Raw genomic sequence first — 21066 nt, forward strand, 5'->3', positions numbered from 1 at the left:
GGGCTCCTTAGAACAATCCGCTGGATTCGCTGAACATGCTGTCCAGGGCTTTATCCACCTTGATATAGATTTCGTGCTCGATCTTCACATTGAGGTTGATGTTGATCGGCTCATTGGGCATCGCCAGCTGTACGGTCGGGGTGCAGGCCGTACTGAACAGCCCTAGTAGCAGGACGGCGAAACAACTACGCAAGCGCATGGCGCTTCTCCTTGGTCATGGCTCTGTCGGGGCCGTTTTGGCGTTGCGTTCCAGCATACGCTGTTGCACGCGCTGCTTGATGATATCGCTGACTTTGTCGGTCAGTTGCAGGCTGGCCAGCAGGGTCGGAATGTCTTCTTCCAGGTTGATATTGAAGTGGATCGGTCGGCCTTGTTCGATGGCCGGGTTTTGTCCCTCCAGGCGCATGGCCAAAGCCAACTTGCCTTGCTGATCGTAGTTGACCTGGCTGCTCAGAGTCGTAAAGCGAAAATCCTCCAGCGATTGGGTCACCAGCTGCATCGCCGGGTTGCTGCGGCCGAGGGCGCGGATACGTTCGGAGTGGAACTGCAGTTTGCCGCCCGGTGCGCGTGCGCTGAGTTGGCCTTGTTCGATGGTCACGCCCTGGCTGCTAATCTGCAGCGGCAGACGACCATCGAGGGTACCGGTACCTGCCAGGCCCTCTGTGGGATAGAGGATAAACAGCTGCTCAAGTTCCAGGCCCTGCACCTGTATGGGAAAGAGCAGCGGCTCGGCGGCCAGGCTCCATTGTCCGGGTGCCAGTTGCAGCTTGCCGCCCATCAGCGCCGCTTCGGCCTGGCGCAGCTGGAGTTGGCCTTGGGTCGGGGTTTGCAGCGCGGCGCTGTAGCTGCCGCTGAACTGCACCGGACCCAGCGGTATACCAGGGTTGGCCTGCGCCAGGCGCAGCTCGCTCAACTCAAGCTGCAGCTGTTTGGGGTCGACTCGCGCATTGATACGGCTATCCAGCCCCTCCAGCGCGGTGCGGTCATAAATCCCGCCCAGCCCCTTGCCGGTGACTTCGAGTTTGACCGTGGGCAGCTGTTGATCGCTGGCGAGGGTCAGGCTGGCGTTGGCATTCAGGCGACCGTTGTTCAGCTCAAGCAGGGCTGGCCAGGCCGTGAAGCTGTCTTTTAAGGGGTTGCCGCTGCGCAGAAAAAGCTCTGCCAGTTGTGCTTGCAGGCTTAGGCCCTTGGCGCTGCTGTGCTGTGCCTGCAGCTTGAGTTGCAGGCCGGCATCGTTGCGCAGTGTGCCGTCTAGCTCCGCCTGCAGTTGGTTGGCAGTCAAAGGGCCTTGCCAGTACCAGCGCTGGGGATTCAATTGCCCATGCTGCAGCTGCGCACTAAGGTCGAGGGGACCTTGCAGTTGCCAGTCTTCCAGCGCGCCTGCCGCCAGTTGTGCCTGCAGTTTTAGCCCGCTGCTGCTGGCTTTGAGTTGCTGCGCCTGCACATCCGCACTGCGCAGATGCTGCAGGCTGAGCTGAGAGCCTTTTCTGAGGGCGAGATCCAGCTGCTGTGCATCCAGAAAAGCGTCAAGTTGCAACTGCGTCTGCAGCGCGCCGATCTTCCAGCCCTCCAACTGAAATGCCGGGGTGGATGCGCTGAGGCTGCCGCCCAGCAGCTGCAAGCCCCAGGGCAAACCATTGGCCAGGGCCAACGTGCCCTGCAGTGCAAATTGGCTGCGCCCCTGGCCCTTTAATAGCAGTTGCAGAGGCAGGGCGCGACCAACCAGTTGTGCAGCCAGGTTGTTGGGCGTTTCGGTGGCCTGGATCGTCAGCTGCAACGCTTCGGGATGCAGTTCCGCTGGTACGCCACTGATAAGGTCATTGGCAATCTGCTTGAGGTCGAGGTCTGCGTTCAGACTATCGGCCAGCCACTGCCCATCCAGCGCCCGGGCGGACAAATCGAAGCTGCCCTGCAACTGACCGATAGCGGGGATTGGCCAGGGCTCAGGCAGGTTGGCGCTGGCCTGCAACTGGCCGCTGGCCTGCTGCAGTTGCGCCAGGTTAAGTGGGCCAGGTGCAAGCTGCAGTTGCCAGCTCGCCTTCAGCTGCGCTGCCGTCGGAGCCTCAGGCAATGTGTTTGCTGCATTGGGCAGCCATTGGCTTAGCCAGCTTTGCAGCACCGCGCTTTGCTGCAGATCGCCATTGAAATCACCTTGCCAGAGTTGCCTGGTAGCGTTCTGTTGCAGGCTGCTGCTGAGCTGCAGTTGCGCTTGCTGATTGATCGTCAGGCTTAGCTGCATAACTGCAGCTGTGGAGTCGCCTTGTAGTTGTGCGTGCCAGCTCAGCTGGTCCTGCTGATGTTGCAGGTTGAGCTGCGCATCAAGCTTTGCGGCGTCTTTGCGTAGCAGCAGATCGCCCAGCAGCTGGCAGCGCGTGTCGGCGCAGGGCAGTTCGATCTGCAGTGCATCGACCTGTACGCGTTGCGGCAAGAGGCTGATAGCGGCGGTGAGCTGTTCCAGTGGTAACGCAAAATCCGAGCTGTCGTCGGCTGCTAGCTCAGCTTGAGAGGGCAGATTCAGTTGCAGGCTGGTGATATGCACCTGCTGCCAGAAGGGCAGCGCCAGGCTGAAGCCGCGCCAGTGCAATCGCACCTGTTGCAGCTGCACTGCGCCGTTGGGGTGCTGCAGGCTGAGCTGGTCAAGCTGGATGCCCTGGGTGGATAGGCCAAGGCCGCGCCATTCAAGGTTTTCGATCTGCTCGCGTTCGAGCAGACGATTCAGGCTCAGGTAGCCGTAAGCGCCAAGCAGTACGAGCAGTAAAACCAGGCAACTGATAAGTCGCAGCCAGGTGCGCCGGCTGGGCATAAGCACTGATCCATAGTGGGGGAGTTGCGTGGCAGGACGTTAACCCATGTCTGGCAGGCTGCCAATCACAGGTTATTCTCTTCTGTGTAATTGCAGCATTTAGTGGTATTTTTGCTGTAAACAGACATTGTAAAAGTAGGAGGCCGTGATGAGCGCATTGATTCGACCGGTTGCCGACGCCGATGCGGTGCTGGCCAAAGCGCTGCTCAATACCCGTGAACAGCTGGGCCTGACTCAGCAGGAACTGGCGGACATCATTGGCGTACACCGTACAGCGATCTCGCGCTGGGCTGAGGGTGGCCTGCGCGTGCACAGCAAGACCGGTGAATTGGCCCTGCTGCTAATCCGCGTATACCGCTCGCTGTTTGCCCTGTTTGGCGGCAATTTGCCGGATATGCAGCATTTTCTGCGCACCGATAACCGCCATCTGGATGCACCGCCCTTATCCCTGATGATGCAGGTGCAGGGGCTGGTGCGGGTGGTGGAATACCTCGATGCGATTCGTGGCAAAGGCTAGAAGCTGTTTATGACCTGCTGCGCGTCGGTCCTGCGGCGTTAAAAACAGGCTCGGAATGCTCATGTACAGCTCGTACACTCCGCTTCCTCGCCTGTTTTTGCCTTGCATGACTCTAGCTCGCGAGGTCCTAAAACAGCTTCTAAACATCAAGCTACAAGCGCTGTATCCAACAATAATAAAAGTTAAGGACAACGCCACCATGGATATCTGGCAACACTGCCAAGGCCCGCAGCAGATCAAACCCTTGCGCGGCCGCCTGGTGCGTCTGGTGGAAAGCCAGGCCCAGGTCGCCACTCTGCAGCTGGTCGATACCCTTGCAGAACAGGCGCTGCTTGAGGATTTGCTGGAAACCAGCAAGCCGCCGCTGCCGCAGAGCGCCGAACCGCTGCATTACTTGCTGAAAACCCCGTTCCGTTATCCGCCGCTGCGCTGGGGATCGCGCTTTGGTTCGGTGCATGAGCCGAGCCTGTTCTACGGCGCGCTGCGTATCGACACGGCGATGGCCGAGGCCGCGTATTATCGCTTTCTGCTCTGGGATGGCATGAGCATCGCGCCGCCCAGCGGGCGCATCCTTTCCGAGCATTGCACCTTCGAGGCGCGCTATCAGGTTGAGCGCGGTATTCAGTTGCAGCATCCGCCGTTCGCGGATTTCCAGGCCGAACTCTGTCACGCCAGTGCTTATCAACCTTGTCAGGCGGTGGGCGCGGCGATGCGCGGGGCAGGGGTTGAGGCATTCGAATACCGTTCGGCGCGCTGCCCGCTGAAGGGCAACAACGTTGCGCTATTCGTCCCAGGCGCTTTGGCTGAAAAGCGCCCGCGCAACCTACTGAGCTGGCTGTGCGAAACCACCGACGACTATGTCGCCTTCAAAAATGCCCAGGTTCCGGATACCCCCAGAGTCTTTCGCCTGGATGCCTACCAGGTGGATGGCCACCTGCCGCGCCCGGCCTAGACGGGGCGGCTTTTTCAAGGCGCTTTTGCCCTGAAAAAGGGCAGTGCGACGGCGTGACGCAGCAACTTGTGCACAATTGCGATGCGCCTTGTCAAGCAGGATGCAGTGCTTGACGTAAACCCTTGATTCTTTTTATTGATTTTATAAGTCAATGAAATATATGGATTTTTTACGCTGGTGAAAAAACCACCAGTTTGACCTTGGGCCCCACGCCACAGGCGCTGAGAGCGCTTGCTCCCATGTTATCCACGAAGTTATCCACAGCTTCTGTGGATTAACCCGAGCGCTTGCTCTAGCAGGCCGTTGAAACGTAGGCGAGGCAGGCAAGACAAGGCGCTACGTAGTAACAGCCGAAGGCTGGTCAAAGCGCCGAGGAAGCGGAGTGTACGAGCTGTACATGAGCATTACTCGTTTCACTCACCCTCTAGGTCGCGCTAAAGCGCGTTAGCCACAAGTGGCTTTCCGAGGCCGTTTTTAACGCAGGATTGCCAACGCAGGTAGTTTTTCAACGGCCTGCTAGACCGCAGGTGCGCAGGTTTTTGCAAGCCTTTACCTTGGCGAAAAAAGGAGTAGAGTTGCGCGCCTTCCCGGCTACCGCTGCTTTTTATGCCTCGCGCAATCACTCGACTACCTATCGCAACCACCTCTGTTCCTCGCTTGCCCACTCGTGTGGCGCTCTGGTTATTGGACAGCCCTCGACTCGGTCATGCCCCCAGCGTCAAACGCTTTGCCGGCCATTTGCTCAAACAACCTGCCTTGCAGGGTGTGGTGCAGGCGCAGAGCCGACTGGGACAAATGCTTTGCCGTGATTGCGGTAACCCACGTGACCGGCGCATGGGTTTTGAGCTGCTGCGCCAGGCCGCCCGTGCTGGCGACATGAATGCGCAACTGGAGCTGGGCCAGCTCTACAGCCAGCCGCGCAACAATGAACCGCAACAGGCACGCCACTGGCTGGAACTGGCCGCGGGGCAGGGTTCGGCAGAGGCGCAGCAACTGCTTAAACAGCTCTGACGCAAGGGGCCTGCTCCCACTTCATTCACGGCCGCGCCGGAGCCGGTTTTAGCGCGAGGCAAGGCACGAGGAGCGCGATTTGGTCATTCCAAATAAGCGACGAGAAACGCAGCATCGCGCTAAAACCGGCCCGACCCTCTGGGTTGCGCACAAAATCTCGCCATGCGGTGTTGTAGGACTTGGCAAGGGGACACCATTACCTGCGTCCTACGCCTAGCCTGGCGAGATTTTGCGCTGCAACGCGGCTAGTGAATGAAGTGGGAGCAGGCCCTGAGAGTACTGGTTATACTGCCAGTACTTTTCTGCGGAGCTGCTTATGCCCATCGATCTGTCCACCGCGTTGGCACCTGCGTTGCTCGGTTTTGCCGCCGCGGCACTTCCTCTTCTATATATGGCCTGGTCGCTGCAACGCCGCTTGGCCAGTCAGCAACTGGAATTCAGCCTGTTGCAGGAGCGCCTGAGCAACGCGCAGCTGGCCCAGACCGGCCTCGCGGCGCAGCTGGATGATTGTCGCGAGGAAATCGCCGAGATCAGCGAGATCAAGGCCGATCAGCAGGCCGAACTGGCGGCGCTGCGTCGCGAAGCCGATTTGCTGCAACAGGAACGGCAGATCGCCCGCGAAGCCGCCCAGGCCTGGGCCAGTCAGCGTGAACAACAAGAAGGCGAAATCCGCCGTCTTGACGCCCAGCGCGCTGCCCTCAGTGCCGAACTCAAGGAACAGCAGGACAGCCATCAACAGCGCCTGAGCGACCTGCAAGGCTCGCGCGATGAGCTGCGTGCGCAGTTCGCCGAGCTGGCCGGGAAAATCTTTGATGAGCGCGAGCAGCGCTTTGCCGAAACCAGCCAGCAGCAGCTTGGCCAGTTGCTCGACCCGCTCAAGGAGCGCATCCAGTCCTTCGAAAAACGTGTGGAGGAAAGCTACCAACAGGAAGCCCGCGAGCGCTTTTCCCTGGGCAAGGAGCTGGAGCGGTTGCAGCAGCTCAACCAGCGCCTGGGCGATGAAGCGACCAACCTGACCCGTGCGCTCAAAGGGCAGAAAACCCAGGGCAACTGGGGCGAGCTGGTGCTGGAGCGGGTGCTGGAGCACGCCGGCCTGGAGAAAGGCCGTGAGTACCAGACCCAGGTCAGTCTGAAGAGCGCTGATGGCGAGCGTTTCCAGCCGGATGTGCTGATTCAGCTGCCCGGCGACAAGCAGGTGGTGGTGGACGCCAAGGTCAGCCTCACCGCGTACCAGCAATATATTGCTGCCGAGGACGACGCCAGCCGGCAGCTGTCGCTCAAGCAGCATGTGCTATCGCTGCGCAGCCATTTGAAGGGCTTGTCGCTCAAGGACTACCAGCGCCTGGAAGGCCTGCACAGCCTGGATTTCGTCCTGCTCTTCGTGCCTATCGAAGCAGCCTTCGCCGCAGCATTGCAGGCCGATCCGGGTCTATTTCAGGAGGCCTTTGATCAACATATCGTGATCGTCAGCCCGACCACGCTGTTGGCTACCTTGCGGGTGATCGACAGCCTGTGGCGGCAGGAGCGGCAGAGCCAGAACGCCCGCGAGATTGCCGAGCGTGCTGGGGCGCTGTACGACAAGTTCGTCGCCTTTATTCAGGATCTGGATGAAATGGGCGCGCGCCTGCAGCAACTGGACAAGGCCTATGCCGGCGCGCGCAACAAGCTCTGCGAGGGGCGCGGCAATATCATCAGCCGGGTGGAAAACCTCAAGCTGCTCGGCGCCCGTGCCAGCAAGAGCCTGCCTGTCGAGTTGCTCGAACAGGCGGCCGGGGTAATGGTGCTGGATGACGAAGCGGCCGAGTAGGGCGTGGATCGCCGTCATACCGTGAGCAATGTGTAGGAGCGGGCCATGCCCGCGAACCTTTACAGACGGGCCATTTCGCGGCCATGGGTTCCTACGGGTTAGGCGCTGACAGCTCCTTTCTCGGCGGCTGCACGTTGCGCTGCCGGTGAGTTGGCCAGGTAGTCCAGCGCCACGCGGATATCGCCTTCGCTGCGCGGGTGATAACTGGGGTTGAAATAGCGCAACACCGAGCGGCCGATACTGCCCATGCGTGGCAGCAAGCCACGCTTGCCCAGGTGATACCACAGGCGCAGAAAACCAGGGCGATAACGGGTGACCGGGTCCTGGCGCATCATGGTTTTCATTCCGGTACTGAACAGAAAGATCAGCGCCGGTGTGGCGATCAGCATATACACCCAGCGCATCAGCAGGCTGCCGCCGATATGCACGTGCAGGTCGTGGGCCACGCTGCGGTGCTCGACTTCCTCGGCACCGTGCCAGCGCAGCAGATCGAGCATCACCGGGTCAGCGTGATCCAGGCTGCGGGTGGTGATAATCCAGTCGCCCAGCACGCAGGTGAAGTGCTCCACTGCGGCGATCAAACCGACCCGCTGACGCAGCCACCAGGGCTGCATAAAACGGCTGATGGCGTTATCGCCCAGCGGGTGGTCGCACAGCACGCGCTCGAACAGCCAGTGGATCGGACCGGTGAACGGGGTTGGGTCGATGCCATGGCGCAGCAGGTAGGGCGTCAGTGCGCTGTCGTGGGCGCGGGCGTGCTGCGCTTCCTGTTTGACGAAACCCTGCACGTCCTCGCGCAACTGCGGGTCGGTGACCAGTGGCAGAGCCTTGTTGTACACCCGGCAGAACCAGAACTCCCCAGCCGGCAGGATCAGGTGCAGGCTGTTCATGATATGCGAGGCTTCCGGCTCGTTCGGCACCCAATGCAGCGGCGTGTTGGCAAAGTCGAAGCGTACTTTGCGTTGTTCTAGGCGGTGCTGTTCGCTCATCTCGATTCTCCTTATCAACTCGCCAGATTGCGCTGGGCGGCTGCGTTGCTGCCTGCATCGCTGTGAATATGGGCGGTGAACTCACGCAGCCATGCTGCCAGCAGCTGCGGTTCGGCCAGCAGTTGCCAGTGCCCGGCATTTGCCTCGCGCCGCTGTAGCCTGGGCGCCCAATGCTGCAGCTGGTCGAACAGCTGCGGGCGGACGAAGCGGTCGCGGGTCGGCACGATCAGTTGCACCGGCACTTGGGTATGGCGCAGACGCGGCGTGAACAGGCTGCGGATAAAGTTGGCGCGGTACAGCTTGACCCCGTGCACACCGTCGGAGCGCTGGCTGCTGCTGATCGACACATTGCGCAGCCCTTCAACCTTGCGCAGCAGCTGTGGCCAGGCACGGTCCAGACCCAGGCGCCAGGTCAGCTCGGGCAGTAGTGGGGTATGAAACAGGGCGATATACCAGGAGCTGAGCAGTTGCCCGAGCACCTGCAGCAGCGCGCGCGGCGTCTTCTGTTTGAGCTTGTCGCGCATCCAGTGGCCGACATGATCCAGGCAGGGGCCGGAGATGCTGGTGTAGGACGCCAGCAGGGGTTGAATGCGTGGTTCGGTGACCGCTTCCCAGGCCTGAATCGAGCCCCAGTCATGAGCCACCAGATGCACCGGCTGCTCGGGGCTGAGGGCCTTGATCACCGCTTCCAGATCATTCGCCAGTTTTTCCAGCTGGTAGTCCAGGCGCTTGCGTGGAATATCCGAAGCGCCAAAGCCGCGCACATCGTAGGCAATGATCTGGTAGTCGCCGGCCAGTTCGCGTACCAGCGGCAGCCAGACTTCGTGGCTGTCCGGGTAGCCGTGCACCAGTAGCAGCGTCGGGCGGTTCGGTTTGCCCCAGCGATAGGCCGCTAGCTGCACGCCATCGCCCTGAATCCACAGCTGCTCGGCTTGCCGTCCGTCGTTCGGCAACACGGCGGGCGCGTTCATGCGAGCACCCGATGCAGGGTGAGCAACGGCGAGTGGCGCTGGGTGATAGGGGCGAGGTCGATGGGCATGCGGCGTCTCCGGATTGTCATGGCTGACTGTTACATCATCTGATGTCACGGTTATTGTTGGGCGCACGGGATGCATCTGCCTAGCCATCGGCGGAACTCATTAGCGGCTCTGTTACGGTGTTACTGAAATGGCTGAAAGCCTTCTGCAACAAGGCTTTGCGCGCAGTGCGCAAGGCTGCCTGAGCTGCTCGGTAGCGCAAGTCCAGCCCTTGGTTGGGGCGTTTGTTGCCACGCTGTTGTCCCGTTGCAGGGGCAGCTATGATCGCCGCCATGAATACAGTCTCTGCATTTCTTCAGCGTTTACTGGGCAGCGCCGCACCTGTGGTGGAGGCGGTGTCCGTCGAGTACCGGGTCGATGACCTGGCCCGGGCGGCGCAGACCACGGTACGCAATGTGCGCGCCTATCAAGACCAGGGCTTGCTGCCGCCACCCGAGCGGCGCGGCCGGCTGGGGATCTACAACGGCGAGCACCTGGCGCGGCTGAAACTGATCGGCCAGTTGCTGGAGCGTGGCTACAGCATCGCCAGCATTCGTGAGCTTTTTGAAGCCTGGGCGCAGGGGCGTGATCTGGCCCATGTGCTGGGGCTGGAGCAGGCGATTCAAGGGCCGGGCCAGCCGGAGCAGGCCGAGCAACTGTCCTTTGCGCAGCTGCAGGCGCTGTTCGGCGAGGCGCTGGATGATCAGGTGATCGAGCGTGCCCTGGCCCTGGGCCTGCTGGAGTTTGCCGGCGATCATCTGCGCGTCCCCAGCCCCAAGCTGTTTGCCGCCGGGCTTGAGCTGTACCGCGCCGGTATTCCTTTGCCGGCATTACTCGATGAGTTGGCGGCCATTCGCGGGCATGTGCAGCAGGTGGCCACTGGCATCGTCACGATGATTACCCAACAACTGGTCAATCCGCTGCTGCATAGCGACTTGCCGCATGCCGATGACCTTGAGCGGCTTAGCGTGCAGCTGCTGCAACTGCGTCCATTGGTCGAGCAGGTAGTCGTGGCCGAACTTGCGCGCAGCTTGCCCGAGGCGGCTAATCGCGAGTTGAGCGAGCGGGTACACAAGCTGCTGGAAGGTTTTTTGCGCAGCGCAGATTCACAGCAGCAGTAATACCGCCGCGCCCGCTAGCAGACCTGCAGCCATCACCGGCAGGGTCATCAGCGCCAGTTTGCGCCCGCCGATCAGTGCGATCAGAAAGCCTTTGACCAGGCTGTTGCTCAGCGCTGCGAGAAAAATCCCCTGCACCGCGACCTGTGCATCCAGTTCGCCCTGGGCGCTGCGGGCCAGCGACAGGGTGATCGCATCCACATCGGCCAGCCCCGAGAGCAGCGCCACCAGGTACACACCGACATCGCCAAGCCAGTGCTGTGCGGCCTCGACCAGTAGCAGAATCAATGCCAGCAACGCGGCAAAGCGCAGCGCCGGGCCCAGTTCGAAGGGGTTTTTCAGCGGCGGCTCGGCCTGCTCTTCACTCTCCGTGCCGGCGCGGCGGAAGTACAGCAGCGCGCCGCCGGCGTACACCAGGGTGGCGATGCCCAGGGGCCAAGCCAGTTGCGGCAGTAGGCTGGCGTTGACCAGGCCGACTTCCAGCAACACCCGTGGAAACATCAGCGCCGAGGTGGCGAGCAGGCCGCAGGCCAGAATTGCTTGCAGATTTCGTCCCGGGGCCAGGCGTGCCAGGGTCACGGTCATCGCCGTGGACGACACCACGCCGCCGAGCAGCGCGGTGATCAGCAGGCCGTGGCGCATCCCTACCAGGCGAATCGCCACATAGGCGGCAAAGCCGATGCTGGCAATCAGCACCACCATCCACCAGATGGCGTAGGGGTTGAAGGCCTGCCAGGGGCCGTAGCCCTGATTGGGCAGCGCCGGCAGCAGCACCAGGGAAATAAACAGCAGTTTCAGCGCGCCGGACAGTTCTGCCTCGCTAAGTCGTTGCAGGGCGCCGTGCAGGGATTGCTTGAGGCTCAGCAGCAGTGCCACCGCCACGGCGCCCGCCGCCGCCAGCCCGGCATAACCGGCCATGGCCAGGCTGCCGAGCAGAAAGGTGATCAGCAGCGCCACTTCACTGGTCAGGCCCAGGTCGCCCAGGCGTTGCAGTTCGCCAAAATAGGAGGCCACCACCAGCAAGGCAAAACCGGCGAATATCACCGCCCAGGCGACCACGCCGAAGTGTTCGCCGAGCAGCATGGCAAAGGCGCCGAGCAGGCTGCTCAGAGCGAAGGTGCGAATCCCCGCAACCAGCTGGGTGTCCTCGGTATTACGCCCTTGCCAACCGCGTTCGGCGCCAATCAGCAGGCCGGCGGCCAGGGCGCTGGCGAAATTCAGCAGGGTGTCGAGGGCTTCCGGCATGAGCAGATCCTGGGTTGGCAATGCTGGCAGTCTAGCCAGAGAGCCCCGCACTGTATCGCGGCAGGTCAGTCTAAGGCGCAGTGCTGCGCAAGATTGTTCAAGACGCCGCAGCCACGATGCGCCAGGCTATGCCGCAAAGGAGGGCGCATGAGCCGTTTACAGCAGTTTACCTATGGGGTTCGCGACAGTATCCCGATGATCGTCGGGATTCTGCCGTTTGGGCTGATCTATGGCGCGTTGGCCAGCCTGGCTGGGTTGAGCCTGGGGCAGGCGCTGGGCATGTCGTTACTGGTATATGCCGGCTCGGCGCAGTTTATTGCCATCAGCCTGCTGACCTTGGGCAGCGGCGCGGTGGTGATTCTGCTCACCACACTGGTGGTCAATCTGCGCCATGTGCTCTACAGCGCGGCGCTGCAGCCTTATGTCGGCAAGTTGTCGCAGCGTTGGCGGGTGCCGCTTGCGTTCGGCTTGACCGATGAGACCTTTGCCGTGGTGCAGCGGCGTTATCTGGCGCGCGGTATGACTGAGCATGGCCAGTGGTATCACGCTGGCGTGGCGTTGGCGTTGTACTTGTCCTGGGTGTCCAGCTCGCTGGTCGGTGCGTTGTTTGGCCAGAGCGTGCCGAACCTCGCAGGTTGGGGGTTGGACTTCGCCATGCTGGCGACCTTTATCGGCATTGTGGTGCCGGCGCTGCGTAACCAGCCGCAGATTGTCGCCGCTCTGGTAGCCGGTGCGGTGGCGTTGCTGTGCCATGCCTGGCCCTACAAATTAGGGCTAATGGCGGCTGCGTTGAGCGGCATCGCGGCCGGTGTATGGCTAGAGCGCTGCAAAACGCCGGTGACTGTCGGGGAGGGCGCGTGATGGCTATCTGGCTGCTGATTCTCGGTATGGCGCTGATCACTTTTGCGATTCGCTACAGCCTGTTTGCCTTTCCCGATCTGCGTTTCCCGCCGCTGGTGCGCCAGGGCCTGAATTACGTGCCGACCGCTGTGCTGAGCGCCATCGTGCTGCCGGGCATGCTGATTCCTGATGGCCAGCACTGGGCGTTCAGCCTGGACAATGCCTATCTGCTGGCGGGGCTGGCGACTATTGCTATCGCCGGGCTGACCCGGCATCTACTGGCTACCATCGGCGGCGGTCTGCTGGTGTTCTTTATCGTGCGTTGGTTGTTGGGTCAGTTGCCCCTGTAAGCAGGGTTATTTGCCCCCTGCATTTGTAGAAAATGCAGCAAAAGGCAGGTTTCGCTGTGGCTTTGTGAGGTGTTCTTGCAGTCAAATGCCTGACAACCCGCTTGGCCACTGCAGACAGGTACACGGACGATGACCGAACAATCACAATTCGCATTGCTGGGTAAAAAGCGCTTTTTGCCGTTTTTCCTTACCCAGCTGCTGGGTGCTTTCAACGACAACATCTTCAAGCAATCACTGATTCTCGCCATTCTGTTCAAGATCAGCTCCGGTGCCGACAAGGCTTTGCTGGTCAACCTCTGCGCGCTGCTGTTTATCCTGCCGTTCTTTCTGTTCTCGGCCCTCGGCGGCCAGTTTGGTGAGAAGTTCGCCAAGGACTCGCTGATCCGCAAGATCAAGTTCGCCGAGATCGTGATCATGCTGCTCGGCGCCGTCGGTGTGCTGCTCGGCAACCTGCCAATAATGCTCGCGGTGCTGTTTGCCATGGGCACCCAGTCGGCGCTGTTTGGTCCGGTGAAGTATTCGATTTTGCCGCAGCACCTTGAAGAGCAAGAGCTGGTGGGCGGTAACGCGCTGGTCGAGATGGGCACGTTTTTGGCCATCCTCGCCGGCACCATTGGCGCGGGCATCATCATGGCCAGCAGCGGTTACGCGCATATTGTCGCGGCCTGCGTGGTGCTGGTGGCGGTGTTTGGCTACCTGGCCAGTCGCGGCATTCCTGCGGCATCAGCGGCGATGCCACAGCTCAAGCTGGATTGGAACATCCTGCGTCAGTCCTGGCTGATCATGAAACTTGGCCTGGGCCAGCGCCCAGCTGTGTCGCGCTCGCTGGTGGGCAACTCCTGGTTCTGGTTTCTCGGTGCGGTGTACCTGACGCAGATTCCGGCTTATGCCAAAGAGTGGCTGTACGGTGATGAAAGTGTGGTCACGCTGATTCTCACCGTGTTTTCGGTCGGTATCGCGCTGGGTTCGATGCTCTGCGAGCGCATGAGCGGGCACAAGGTGGAAATCGGTCTGGTGCCGTTCGGCTCGATCGGCCTGACCCTGTTCGGCATTCTGCTCTGGTGGTTCTCCGGCGGCTTCCCTGAAGCAGCAGAGGCGCATGACTGGCTAGCGGTGCTGAGCATTGGCCAGGCCTGGTGGATTCTTGGTTCGATTCTCGGCATTGGCCTGTTCGGCGGCTTCTATATCGTGCCGTTGTATGCGCTGATCCAGTCGCGCACCGCTGAGCATGAGCGGGCGCGGGTGATCGCCGCCAACAACATCCTCAATGCGCTGTTTATGGTGATCTCGGCGGTTGTATCGATCCTGTTTCTCAGTATTGCCGAGCTGTCGATACCGCAGCTGTTCCTGACCATTTCGCTGATGAACATCGCGGTCAACAGCTACATCTTCAAGATCGTTCCCGAATTCAGCATGCGCTTTATGATCTGGCTGCTCAGCCACTCGATGTACCGGGTTGAGCACAAGGGGCTGGAGGCGATCCCTGATGAGGGGGCGGCGGTGCTGGTGTGCAACCACGTGTCGTTTGTCGATGCGCTGCTGATTGGCGGTGCGGTGCGCCGGCCGGTGCGTTTTGTCATGTACTACAAGATCTACAACCTGCCGGTGCTCAACTTTATCTTCCGCACCGCCGGCACTGTGCCGATAGCTGGGCGCAACGAAGACCTGCTGATCTATGACGCTGCGTTCAAGAAAATCGCCGAATACCTGCGCAATGGTGAAGTGGTGTGCATCTTCCCGGAAGGCAAGTTGACCACCGATGGCGAACTGAATGAATTCAAGAACGGCATTGAACGCATCGTCGAGGCCAACCCAGTGCCGGTGATTCCCATGGCGCTGCAGGGCTTGTGGGGCAGCTTCTTCAGCCGTGATCCGCACAAGGGCTTGTTCAAGCGCCTGTGGTCGCGCATCACCTTGGTGGCCGGTACGCCGGTCGCGCCCGAACTGGTCAAGCGCGAGTTGCTGCAGGCTCAGGTGGCTGAGTTGCGCGGTGAGCGGCGTTAAAGCGCAGAGATGAAAAAAACCGCCAACTTGGCGTAATGCTGTTCACATAAGAAAAATGCCGCTTCGCCCTTGCCAGGGAAGCGGCATTTCTTTGTGCTCACCACCGTAGGATGGGTGCTAACCCATCAATTGGCTGATGGGTTAGCACCCATCCTTGTATCTCGACTACAGCCTCTCCGGAGGTGATAGTTCCCGACTGATCATCGGGGGAGAGAACGCAAGCCGTACCCATCCTTAAGCCTTGAGCTTGTTTCGTAGATAGCGCTGCGCTCCTCCGCACTCATCCAGCAGTCCGAACGGTATCTAGAGCCACGAGCTCGCATCAGCAAGGTTGGGCGGATGCAGTGATGATCAATAGACAATATGAGAAGGAGGAGCCCATGGCTGTTGTTGTCGGTATCGACATCGCCAAGCACACATTCGACATCGCGACCCTGCAGGTCAATGGCAAGCACCGAACGAAAGCCAAGCTGGCGAATGATCGAGACGGATTCGAGGTGCTGCAGCAATGGCTGCTCAAGCACGCCGCGCCGCAAGCCTGGATCGTGATGGAGGCAACGGGGATATATCACGAAGCCCTCGCCGAATGGCTGTACGAGCAAGGTTATCGGGTCTGCGTCCTCAATCCTGCCCATGTGGCCTACTATGCCCGCAGCCAGTTACAGCGAGTGAAAACCGACAAGGTCGATGCGAAGCTCATTGCCGACTATGGCAATAGGCATCAGGGCGAGTTGCGCGCTTGGAAGCCCGAGCCACCGGCCATACGCCGCCTGAAAGCGCTGGTGCATCGCCTGAAGGATCTCCAGGAGCTCGAGCAGATGGAGCGAAACCGCCTTGAGGTGGCAAGCGATTCCAATGTGCAGGCATCGATCGAGTCAGTTATTGAGCATACCCAACAGCAAATCGCAGAGACGCTTGAGGCGATCAAAAAGCACTTCGATGACCATGACGATCTCAGAGGTCAGCGTGACCTACTTATGAGTATCAATGGCGTGGCAGACCGCACGGCAGCGCTATTGCTGGCCGAACTGGGGGACATCCAGCGGTTCGACAGCAGCAGAGCCGTCACAGCATTTTCCGGACTTAACCCCAGACTGCAGGAGTCAGGAAAGCTCAAGGGGCATGTGCGGATATCCCGTATGGTGTCGGCCAGGTTACGTGCAGGGCTCTACATGCCAGCGGTGGTTTCTATGACTTACAACCCCGCCATACGAGCACTGGCTGAGCGAATGAAAGCGAAAGGCAAGGCCGGCAAACAGATCGTCTGCGCGGCCATGCGTAAGTTGCTGTGTATCGCCTACGGCGTGCTGAAATCCGGCGAGCCGTTTGACCCAAAATTGGCACTTGCGAGGTGAGATCCAAGACGGTATCTACGGCCTGAACCACTGCCAAAGACTTAGAGCGAGGAAGATTTCAAAGCCCGCCGCTCTATAGGGCGTAAAGCGGCCCCACTTAACTGAACAGCATTGCGCTCTTTCAGCGGCCTTCTGCAGCTCAGACTCAAACCAGGGATCAGCTCAACCGCGAGGTCGATTTGCGCACGATCTTGATCGAATGCTTCAGCGTCGGCTTGCGCGTAACGCTGATGGCTTTGCGCGAGACCGTGTCGATGGTGATATTCCAGAAACCGCTGCTGGGTACGGTGATTTTGGCCGGGAAGGTGTCGAACGCGCCGCCGTGGTAAGTGTGCCGGCCGCCATTCTTGAAGCTGCGGAAGTTGGCATCGCTCATCAGGCGAATGTTGCAGGTCTGCGAGCACTCGATCACGATGACGTCGTCTTCGTTGAGGTGTTCGCGCTGGTGTATAAATTTCATCTACCGCTCCGCACAACTGGGTCAGGCTAATCAGGCCGCTAGTATGAGTGTCTGGCGTGGGTTGAGCCAGCGCTACGCGGTTTTGCCTGTGTCGCCGATGCCGGCCATCCTCGCCGCATACCACCGCAACCGGCCCGGTGGTAGCATGCGCGCCCCATGCATATTCACGACTTTCAGCAACGCCTCACCGATCTCGGTGCCAAGCCCATGCATATCGGGCGGATTACCCGTGCCTGGCTGCGCGGCATGCCGCTGGATACCGGTACGCGCAACCAGAAGACCGAGAACTTTCTGCCGCTGGCGGTGCGTAATGCCCTGCCCGAAATCAGCAGCGAACTCGATGGACTGGCGCGTCTGAGCTCTGAACACCCGGCGACGGACGGCTCGGCGCGCTTGTTGGTGGAACTGGCCGACAAACAGATGGTGGAGAGCGTGCTGCTGCCGCGCGATGGCCTGTGCGTCTCCAGCCAGGTGGGTTGCGCGGTGGGCTGCGTGTTCTGCATGACCGGCAAGAGCGGCCTGCTACGCCAGCTAAGCACCGCTGAGATCGTCGCCCAGGTAGCCCTGGCACGGCGCTTCCGAGCGGTTAAGAAAGTGGTGTTTATGGGCATGGGCGAGCCAGCCCATAACCTCGATAACGTGCTCGAAGCGATCAATCTGCTCGGCACCGAGGGTGGTATCGGCCAGCGCAACCTGGTGTTCTCCACCGTCGGCGATCCACGGGTGTTCGAGCGGTTGCCGCAGCAGCAGGTCAAGCCGGCTCTGGCCCTATCGCTGCATACCACCGATGCCGAGCTACGCCAGACGCTGCTGCCGCGCGCGCCGCGTATTGATCCTGAAGAACTGGTGGAACTGGGCGAAACCTACGCGCGGCAGATTGATTACCCGATCCAGTACCAGTGGACGCTGCTCAAGGGCATCAACGACAGCCAGGAGGAAATGGACGGCATCCTGCGCCTGCTCAAAGGCAAGTACGCGATCATGAACCTGATCCCCTACAACAGCCTGGAAGCCGATGAGTTCCAGCGCCCTGATGGTGACCGCATCGTGCAGATCGTGCGTTATCTGCACAGCCGTGGCGTACTGACCAAGGTGCGCAACTCGGCGGGCCAGGACATTGATGGCGGCTGCGGACAACTGCGTGCACGGGCAACCGAGGTGCTGGATCGGCGCAAAAGCCGTGCATAAGTGATGACTGCACTGTTGCGTCGCGGTTAAAGCCCCTACCACGCGATGCAGTAAGCAGCATAAAAAATGCCCGCAGTGCGCGGGCATTTTTATTTAGCCATCTACTTAGTAGTAGGCGTTTTCCTTGTTGGTGTGGTCGGTCACATCACGCACGCCCTTAAGCTCGGGAATGCGCTCAAGCAGGGTTTTCTCGATGCCTTCCTTGAGCGTCAGATCGACCTGGCCGCAGCCCTGGCAGCCACCGCCGAATTTCAATACGGCGATGCCGTCGTCAACCACGTCGATCAGGCTAACTTCACCGCCATGGCTGGCCAGACCAGGGTTGATCTCGGTCTGCAGGTAGTAGCTGATGCGCTCGTTGATCGGGCTGTCTTCATTGACCATCGGAACTTTGGCGTTCGGCGCCTTGATGGTCAGCTGGCCGCCCATACGGTCGGTGGCGTAGTCAACCACGGCGTCTTCCAGAAACGGCTCGCTGACGGCATCAATCCAGGCGGTGAAGCTGGCCAGGCCCAGGGCGGTGTCTTCGGCCTTCTGCTCGCCCGGCTTGCAGTAGGCAATGCAGGTTTCGGCGTACTGGGTGCCCGGCTGGGTGATAAATACGCGAATGCCGATGCCCGGGGTGCTCTGCTTGCTCAGCAGGTCAGCCAGATAATCGTGGGCAGCGTCGGTAATGGTAATGGTGCTCATGGCAACTCCTCGCAAACATGCGCGCAGTGTACGCCACTCGCCAGCGCCGGCAAAGTCCTAGTGTTTTAGTAGGAATAACACTTATTCGCTAAACGACAGCCTTCGCCGGCTTATGCGCAGAGAAACTGCGCAATCGCATCGGCTGCCGCCTGCATGTGCTGCTGATGAGTAAAACCTGAGCTTTTCAGCGGTTTGAGGTCGTGATCGCCAGCGGTCAGCCAGTGCAGGTTGATCGCCTCAGACAGTGCGTAACCTGCCACCGCCTGCCTATCGCCCAAAGCGTCGCGCTCACCCTGAATAATCAGCGTTGGCGTGCGCAACTCGGCTAGGTGCGCGACCCGCGGTTTTTCCGGCTTGCCGACGGCATAAAAGGGATAACCCAGACACACCAGCGCATCGGCGCCCAACTCATCGGCCAGCAGGCTGGCCATGCGCCCGCCCATGGACTTGCCGCCGATGGCCAGCGGCCCTGCGACCTGTTGGCGCACCTGCCGCACCTGGGTGTAGACCTCGCGCCACTGTTCGAGCAGCTGTGCCTGGGGGTTGGGTGGGCGCTTTTTGCCGTCAAGCCGCCGCGCCGCCATATAGGCGAACTCGAAGCGCAGTACGGCAACCCCACGCGCTGCGAGGCTTTGCGCCATCTGCTGCATAAACTCGCTGTCCATCGGCGCACCGGCGCCGTGGGCCAGAATCAGGGTGGCGCGCGCCTCGCCAAGCGGGCGATCCCACAGCCAACTGCCATCACCCTGCCACTGCGCGCATTGATCCCCGTCAATACCCGCAACCTGCCCTTTGCTCATGCTTGCCTCGCTTAAAGAATCCGTTGGACTGCGGCGCAGATCGTACAGGCCCGCAGCCGCTGATTTTCGATGATCTGCCTATAACCGTGGATGGAAGCCCAGACATGAACACAACCAGCAGTTCCGCCTACAACTACAAGGTGGTTCGCCAATTCGCCATCATGACGGTGGTGTGGGGCATTGTCGGGATGGGGCTCGGCGTGTTTATCGCCGCGCAACTGGCCTGGCCCGAGCTCAACTTCAACCTGCCGTGGACCAGCTTCGGCCGTCTGCGCCCGCTGCACACCAATGCGGTGATCTTCGCCTTCGGTGGTTGCGCGTTGTTCGCCACCAGCTATTACGCGGTGCAGCGCACCTCGCAAGCCACCCTGTTCGCGCCCAAGCTCGCGGCCTTTACCTTCTGGGGCTGGCAATTGGTGATCGTCCTGGCGGCCATCAGTTTGCCCATGGGCTGGACCAGCTCCAAAGAATACGCCGAGCTGGAATGGCCTATCGACATTCTGATCACCATTGTCTGGGTCAGCTACGCCATCGTGTTTTTCGGCACGGTGATCAAGCGTAACGTCAGCCATATCTATGTGGGCAACTGGTTCTTCGGTGGTTTTATCCTCACCGTGGCGCTGCTGCACCTGGTCAATAACCTGGAAGTGCCGGTCACCCTGACCAAATCCTACTCGGCCTACGCCGGGGCCACCGATGCGATGATCCAGTGGTGGTACGGCCACAACGCTGTGGGCTTTTTCCTCACCGCGGGCTTTCTGGGGATGATGTATTACTTCGTGCCCAAGCAAGCGGGGCGCCCGGTGTACTCCTACCGCTTGTCCATCGTGCACTTCTGGGCGCTGATTGCTGTGTACATCTGGGCAGGCCCGCACCACCTGCACTACACAGCGCTGCCGGATTGGGCGCAGAGCCTGGGCATGGTGATGTCGCTGATCCTCCTGGCACCGAGTTGGGGCGGCATGATCAACGGCATGATGACCCTCTCCGGGGCCTGGCATAAGTTGCGCACCGACCCGATCCTGCGTTTCCTGGTCGTCTCCTTGGCGTTCTACGGCATGTCGACCTTCGAAGGTCCGATGATGGCGATCAAGACCGTCAACGCCCTGTCCCACTACACCGACTGGACCATCGGCCACGTGCATGCCGGCGCGCTCGGCTGGGTGGCCATGGTGTCCATCGGCTCGCTGTATCACATGCTGCCGAAAGTCTTTGGCCGCGACGAAATGCACAGCATCGCCCTGATCAACGTGCACTTCTGGCTCGCCACCATCGGCACCGTGCTCTACATCGCCTCGATGTGGGTCAATGGCATCGCCCAGGGCCTGATGTGGCGTGCAGTCAACGAAGACGGCACCCTCACCTACTCCTTCGTCGAAGCGCTGGAAGCCAGCCACCCCGGCTTTGTGGTGCGGGTAATCGGCGGCGCGATCTTCTTCGCCGGCATGCTGGTGATGGCCTGGAACGTCTGGCAGACCGTGCGTCACACCAAGGCTGCTGAGATGAACGCCGCCGCGCAGTTTTCGCTTGAGGGAGCCCACTGATGAGACACGAAATACTCGAGAAGAACATCGGCCTGATGGCGCTGATGATGGTGTTGGCCGTGAGCATCGGCGGCCTAACGCAGATCGTCCCGCTGTTCTTTCAGGACGTTACCAATGAGCCGGTGGCCGGTCTCAAGCCCTACACCGCGCTGCAACTGGAAGGCCGCGACATCTATATCCGTGAAGGCTGCGTCGGCTGCCATTCGCAGATGATCCGCCCGTTCCGCGCCGAAACCGAGCGCTACGGCCACTACTCGGTAGCCGGTGAAAGCGTCTACGACCACCCCTTCCTCTGGGGCTCCAAGCGTACCGGCCCGGACCTTGCACGGGTTGGCGGCAGCTACTCGGATGAATCGCACCGCGCGCACATGTACAAC

General features: G+C 60.6%; 20 protein-coding genes. 12 read left to right on the forward strand and 8 right to left on the reverse strand.

The features are described 5' to 3' along the window. Positions 1-7: 7 nt before the first annotated feature. Together Q8O69_RS10415 and Q8O69_RS10420 are read right to left on the reverse strand one after the other, a co-directional pair. Positions 8-199 (reverse strand): YnbE family lipoprotein, encoded by a 192-nt coding sequence (locus Q8O69_RS10415; RefSeq protein WP_305591880.1) that lies wholly within the window; start codon positions 197-199, stop codon positions 8-10. Between the two features lie 15 nt (positions 200-214). After that, positions 215-2803 (reverse strand): YdbH domain-containing protein, encoded by a 2589-nt coding sequence (locus Q8O69_RS10420; protein WP_305591882.1) that lies wholly within the window; start codon positions 2801-2803, stop codon positions 215-217. Between the two features lie 148 nt (positions 2804-2951). Between Q8O69_RS10420 and Q8O69_RS10425 the strand changes: the two genes are divergently transcribed. The 4 genes from Q8O69_RS10425 to rmuC all read left to right on the forward strand — a co-directional run bounded on the left by Q8O69_RS10425 (position 2952) and on the right by rmuC (position 7090). Continuing rightward, positions 2952-3320 (forward strand): antitoxin Xre/MbcA/ParS toxin-binding domain-containing protein, encoded by a 369-nt coding sequence (locus Q8O69_RS10425; protein WP_160015068.1) that lies wholly within the window; start codon positions 2952-2954, stop codon positions 3318-3320. Positions 3321-3519: 199 nt separating this feature from the next. Next, positions 3520-4272 (forward strand): RES family NAD+ phosphorylase, encoded by a 753-nt coding sequence (locus tag Q8O69_RS10430; protein ID WP_305591885.1) that lies wholly within the window; start codon positions 3520-3522, stop codon positions 4270-4272. 606 nt (positions 4273-4878) lie between these two features. Further along, entirely contained in the window at positions 4879-5283 is a 405-nt protein-coding gene (locus tag Q8O69_RS10435) for a tetratricopeptide repeat protein (protein ID WP_275963562.1), read from the forward strand. 442 nt (positions 5284-5725) lie between these two features. Beyond that, a complete protein-coding gene (gene rmuC, locus Q8O69_RS10440) occupies positions 5726-7090 on the forward strand; it encodes a DNA recombination protein RmuC (RefSeq protein ID WP_305591916.1) in 1365 nt (454 codons plus the stop codon). Between the two features lie 98 nt (positions 7091-7188). Here the strand turns inward: rmuC and Q8O69_RS10445 are convergent, their stop codons facing one another. Continuing rightward, complete coding sequence (locus Q8O69_RS10445; protein WP_305591887.1) at positions 7189-8079, reverse strand: metal-dependent hydrolase; 891 nt, start codon at positions 8077-8079, stop codon at positions 7189-7191. 14 nt (positions 8080-8093) lie between these two features. Next, complete coding sequence (locus Q8O69_RS10450; RefSeq protein WP_305591889.1) at positions 8094-9050, reverse strand: alpha/beta fold hydrolase; 957 nt, start codon at positions 9048-9050, stop codon at positions 8094-8096. Positions 9051-9388: 338 nt separating this feature from the next. Here Q8O69_RS10450 and Q8O69_RS10455 point away from each other — a divergent pair, with 338 nt between their 5' ends. Next, positions 9389-10216 (forward strand): MerR family transcriptional regulator, encoded by an 828-nt coding sequence (locus Q8O69_RS10455; protein ID WP_305591891.1) that lies wholly within the window; start codon positions 9389-9391, stop codon positions 10214-10216. On the opposite strand, the gene Q8O69_RS10460 is transcribed toward Q8O69_RS10455, so the two are convergent. Further along, positions 10202-11458 (reverse strand): MgtC/SapB family protein, encoded by a 1257-nt coding sequence (locus Q8O69_RS10460; protein ID WP_305591893.1) that lies wholly within the window; start codon positions 11456-11458, stop codon positions 10202-10204. The genes Q8O69_RS10455 and Q8O69_RS10460 overlap by 15 nt on opposite strands. Before the next feature lie 147 nt (positions 11459-11605). Here Q8O69_RS10460 and Q8O69_RS10465 point away from each other — a divergent pair, with 147 nt between their 5' ends. From Q8O69_RS10465 to Q8O69_RS10480, 4 genes are all read left to right on the forward strand, one after another. Beyond that, positions 11606-12319 (forward strand): AzlC family ABC transporter permease, encoded by a 714-nt coding sequence (locus tag Q8O69_RS10465; protein ID WP_305591895.1) that lies wholly within the window; start codon positions 11606-11608, stop codon positions 12317-12319. Next, positions 12319-12648 carry an AzlD domain-containing protein gene (locus tag Q8O69_RS10470; protein WP_305591897.1) on the forward strand — a complete coding sequence of 110 codons (330 nt, stop codon included), beginning with the start codon at positions 12319-12321 and terminating at the stop codon, positions 12646-12648. Before Q8O69_RS10465 ends, Q8O69_RS10470 begins: the two co-directional genes overlap by 1 nt. Positions 12649-12777: 129 nt before the next feature. After that, on the forward strand, positions 12778-14652 hold the full coding sequence (locus Q8O69_RS10475; RefSeq protein ID WP_305591899.1) for an MFS transporter: 1875 nt from the start codon (positions 12778-12780) through the stop codon (positions 14650-14652). 380 nt (positions 14653-15032) lie between these two features. Further along, positions 15033-16007, forward strand: coding sequence for an IS110 family transposase (locus tag Q8O69_RS10480; RefSeq protein WP_305591902.1), 975 nt, complete (start codon positions 15033-15035; stop codon positions 16005-16007). Positions 16008-16164: 157 nt separating this feature from the next. On the opposite strand, the gene Q8O69_RS10485 is transcribed toward Q8O69_RS10480, so the two are convergent. Further along, the gene (locus tag Q8O69_RS10485; protein WP_305591904.1) at positions 16165-16467 is read right to left on the reverse strand and encodes a DUF1883 domain-containing protein; all 303 of its coding nucleotides are present in this window, start codon (positions 16465-16467) and stop codon (positions 16165-16167) included. Positions 16468-16623: 156 nt separating this feature from the next. Between Q8O69_RS10485 and Q8O69_RS10490 the strand changes: the two genes are divergently transcribed. Beyond that, the gene (locus Q8O69_RS10490; RefSeq protein WP_305591905.1) at positions 16624-17655 is read left to right on the forward strand and encodes an RNA methyltransferase; all 1032 of its coding nucleotides are present in this window, start codon (positions 16624-16626) and stop codon (positions 17653-17655) included. Between the two features lie 105 nt (positions 17656-17760). On the opposite strand, the gene nfuA is transcribed toward Q8O69_RS10490, so the two are convergent. After that, a complete protein-coding gene (gene nfuA / locus Q8O69_RS10495) occupies positions 17761-18345 on the reverse strand; it encodes a Fe-S biogenesis protein NfuA (protein WP_304866329.1) in 585 nt (194 codons plus the stop codon). Positions 18346-18455: 110 nt separating this feature from the next. Beyond that, complete coding sequence (locus tag Q8O69_RS10500; RefSeq protein WP_305591908.1) at positions 18456-19145, reverse strand: alpha/beta family hydrolase; 690 nt, start codon at positions 19143-19145, stop codon at positions 18456-18458. A 104-nt stretch (positions 19146-19249) separates the two neighbouring features. Between Q8O69_RS10500 and ccoN the strand changes: the two genes are divergently transcribed. Together ccoN and ccoO are read left to right on the forward strand one after the other, a co-directional pair. Beyond that, positions 19250-20689 carry a cytochrome-c oxidase, cbb3-type subunit I gene (ccoN, locus tag Q8O69_RS10505; protein WP_305591910.1) on the forward strand — a complete coding sequence of 480 codons (1440 nt, stop codon included), beginning with the start codon at positions 19250-19252 and terminating at the stop codon, positions 20687-20689. Further along, a partial coding sequence (gene ccoO / locus Q8O69_RS10510; RefSeq protein ID WP_305591912.1) for a cytochrome-c oxidase, cbb3-type subunit II occupies positions 20689-21066 on the forward strand: 378 nt, incomplete at its 3' end. The genes ccoN and ccoO, both read left to right, overlap by 1 nt.

It is taken from the genome of Pseudomonas sp., from assembly GCF_030690725.1.
GTDB lineage: Bacteria > Pseudomonadota > Gammaproteobacteria > Pseudomonadales > Pseudomonadaceae > Aquipseudomonas.